3 protein-coding genes are annotated in these 3,089 nt (G+C 69.2%); 1 reads left to right on the top strand and 2 read right to left on the bottom strand.

Annotation, left to right across the window (positions count from 1 at the left end):
- Together FJ108_18305 and FJ108_18300 are read right to left on the bottom strand one after the other, a co-directional pair.
- Positions 1 to 841, bottom strand: an 841-nt coding sequence (locus FJ108_18305; protein MBM4337845.1) for a hypothetical protein, incomplete at its 3' end; no start/stop codon positions are given.
- The gene (locus FJ108_18300) at positions 799 to 1,275 is read right to left on the bottom strand and encodes an FAD-dependent oxidoreductase (protein ID MBM4337844.1); all 477 of its coding nucleotides are present in this window, start codon (positions 1,273 to 1,275) and stop codon (positions 799 to 801) included. The genes FJ108_18305 and FJ108_18300, both read right to left, overlap by 43 nt.
- 99 nt (positions 1,276 to 1,374) lie before the next feature.
- Between FJ108_18300 and FJ108_18295 the strand changes: the two genes are divergently transcribed.
- Positions 1,375 to 2,952: an NAD(P)/FAD-dependent oxidoreductase gene (locus FJ108_18295; GenBank protein ID MBM4337843.1), complete on the top strand. Its 1,578-nt coding sequence runs from the start codon at positions 1,375 to 1,377 to the stop codon at positions 2,950 to 2,952.
- The last annotated feature ends 137 nt before the right edge of the window (positions 2,953 to 3,089 follow it).

The following is a 3,089-nucleotide window of genomic DNA, read 5'->3' as shown; positions in this document are numbered from 1 at the left end:
CCCCCGCCCCGGTCCGGCCGCCCGCTACTGGATCGCCAGCCCCCCCCGGGTCGTTCTCGAGCAACGCCCGGCGGCACATGAAGTCGACCAGCCAGACGCTGTAGCGGCTGGTCGATCCCTCGCCCGTGATGACGCGCGGCACGTGCTTCTGGAAGTGGAAGTTCGCGATCCGCCCCCACGGCGTGGTCTGCACCACCTGCCCCACGCGGAAGAGCGTGAACAGCCGCCCGTCGTAGAAGTGCTCGATGGTCTTGTGCCAGGAGCGCAGGTGGTTGCGCACGTGGGTCTCGTAGGCCGCAAGCTGCGTCGGGCCGCCGCCGGCGAGGATCGCCTTCGCGAGCTCCTTGGCGCCGTCGAAGGCGAGCAGCAGGCCGCTCGAGAAGACCGGGTCGACGAAGCCGAAGCTGTCGCCGAGCAGAACCCAGCCGTCCCCGACCGCGCGCGTGGTGACGAGCTGGTACGCGCTGAACTTCAGCACCGGGGTCAAGCGCTTCGGGGAGCAGTTCCAACGCGCGATCATCGGATCGTGCTTCAAGTAATTGTCGAACTGCTCCGCGCTGCTGTCTCCGAACTTCTTGATGTGATCGCCGTCGATCACCAGCCCCACCGACATCTTTCCGGGCAGCGGAATCCGCCAGCTCCAGCCGCGTTCGAGCCGGTCGACGTGCACGTCCCCCTCGACCACCTGCGACACGCCCTCGCAGTGCGCGAACAGCGCCGTGTCCTTGCGGCTGCCGGTCTCGAACGGGAGCTCGAGCAGGTTCGGAATCAGCCGCGGCCGACCGCCGGCATCGACGATCAGGTCCGGCGGGCCGCCGAGCGACTCGCGGCACGCCGCCAGGCTCTCGGCGCCAGCTCCAGCCGCTCGGTGCCCGGCACGCGCTCGAGCCTTGCGGTCTCGCGCACGATCTGCACGCCCGAGCGCTCCGCGACGCGCGCGATCGAGGCGTCGAGCAGATCGCGCGGGACGTTGTACGAGTAGCGCGTCTTCGCCTTGCGGACCTCGGCGAAGCGGAAGCTGCGCACCTCGTCGCTTCCCAGCACGAAGGTCGCGCCGAGCTTCAGGGTGCTGTAGCCGCGGACCTCGTCCTCGATTCCGAGCTCGCGCAGGAACGGGATCGTGGCCGGGACCAGGGATTCCCCGACGACGATCGGCGGGCGGTTCTTCCGGTCGAAGAGCGCGACCCGAAGGCCCGCGCGGGCCAGGTAGTACGCGAGCGCCGAGCCCGCGGGACCGGCCCCAATGATCGCCACGCTGCGAACGGATCCCCCCATCGAGTCCTCCGAGAGCCCAGGCGCCTACGCTCCCGAGCCGCGTCGGCCGGGGTCGTCTGACGGACACCTGCTACATATCACCGGAGAGAGGGATATCACATGACCGACATGCAGATCGACGTAGCCATCGTCGGAGGTGGGTTGGCCGGAAGCCTCCTCGCGCACCAGCTCTCGCGCGCGAACCCGGGCCGGCGCATCAGTGTCTTCGAGAAGAAGACCGCGTTCGCGCACAACGTCGGTGAGTCGATCGTCGAGCTGGGCAGCCACTATTTGATCCGGCGCCTCGGGCTCTCCTCGTACCTGTACGAGCGCCACTTCCCGAAGAACGGGCTGCGCTTCTTCTTCGACAGCGAGGGGCGCGACGCGCCGCTCGAGGCGATGAGCGAGATCGGCTCGTCTTCCCTGCCCTTCCACCCGGCCTTCCAGATCGACCGCAGCCGCCTCGAGCACGATCTGCTCGAGGTAGGCGCGAAGGCGGGCGTCGAGGTGCGGCGCGGCGTAGACGTGGAGAAGATCGAGGTCGGGACGGCCGGCGAGCCGCACCGGCTGCTCGTCTCCGGTCCGGACGGATCGCGCAGCTACGAGGCCCGCTGGCTCGTCGACGCGAGCGGCCGGCAGCGGATCCTGGCGCGCCAGCTCGGCCTGCACGTCGACGAGACGATTCTCGACAACGCCTCCGTCTTCGGCTGGTTCCGCGGCGTGAGCGACGTCGACCAGATGGGCCCGGAGTCCTTTCGCAGCCGCGTGCGCTACACGCCGCGGCGGCTCTCGACGATGCACTTCGCCTACCGCGGCTACTGGATCTGGTTCATCCCGCTGCAGGAGGGCGTCACCAGCGTGGGCGTGGTCTGCGACAAGCGCTTCTTCGACCCGCGCATCGCCACGCCGGACGCCTTCTTCGCCTGGCTGCGCCAGCACAAGGCGGTCGCAACGCTGCTCGAGAACGCCGAGCCGATCGGCGCGCGCGGCCTCGACCACCTGGCCTACGGAACCCGGCGCTTCGTGTCCCCGGATCGCTGGGGCCTGGTCGGCGAGGCCGCGGCCTTCCCGGATCCGTTCTACAGCCCGGGCACCGACTTCATCGCGCTCGAGAACGACTTCGTCGCCGATCTGATCGCGCGCGACCTGGGCGGCGAGGCGAAGCCCGCGCTCGACGAGCGCGCCGAGATCTACGAGCAGTTCCTGCAGTTCCGCGTCGAGGCCGCGCTGCGCCTGTACCGGAACCTGTACCCGGTGATCGGCAGCTACGAGGTCTGCAAGCTCAAGTGGGACTTCGACCTCGGCTGCTACTACGCGCTCTGGGTCGCGCCGTACATGCTCGATCGCCACCTCGACCTGCGGTACCTGAAGACGCAGCTCAGCCAGCGGGAGCGCGTGCTCTCGGCGCTGGCGAACTTCGCGTCGTTCTTCCTGCAGATCGAGAAGCACCTCACGGAGCGCGGCGCGTACCACCGCCGGAACCTGGGAGAGTACTCGGACGGCCGGGACCGGATCGGCTTTCTCGAGCAGGTCGGGCAGCAGTACTCCGAGCGCGAGGCGATCGTGCGCGTGCAGGAGATCTTCAACGGCATCCACCGGCAGGGGCTCGCGCTTCTCGACGCGGCAACGCCCGCGACCCCGCCGGAAGACCGCTCGCTCGCCTGGTTCGCGACGGCTCGCTCGCTCGTCGACGGCTGAGCCGCGCCCTCCGTCGGCCCGCGGGCTATGACGCCCGTCATACCCCGCGGGATCCGAGGCCACATAGCATCGGAACTCGTCCCAACCCGGAGGAACCCGAAGATGGCGTCCGCGACGGAGACCGATCAGGGCTACAA

This window comes from Deltaproteobacteria bacterium (genome assembly GCA_016875225.1).
In the GTDB taxonomy this organism is placed as follows: Bacteria; Myxococcota_A; UBA9160; order SZUA-336; family SZUA-336; genus VGRW01.
Note: the sequence above shows the minus strand (reverse complement) of the source record. Positions and strands in the feature narration are given on the sequence as shown.

Bases quoted from the DNA above. Each gene is read 5' to 3' on its own strand.
- FJ108_18295 (MBM4337843.1), top strand. From the start codon at position 1,375: ATGACCGACATGCAGATCGACGTAGCCATCGTCGGAGGTGGGTTGGCC.
- FJ108_18300 (MBM4337844.1), bottom strand. From the start codon at position 1,275: ATGGGGGGATCCGTTCGCAGCGTGGCGATCATTGGGGCCGGTCCCGCG.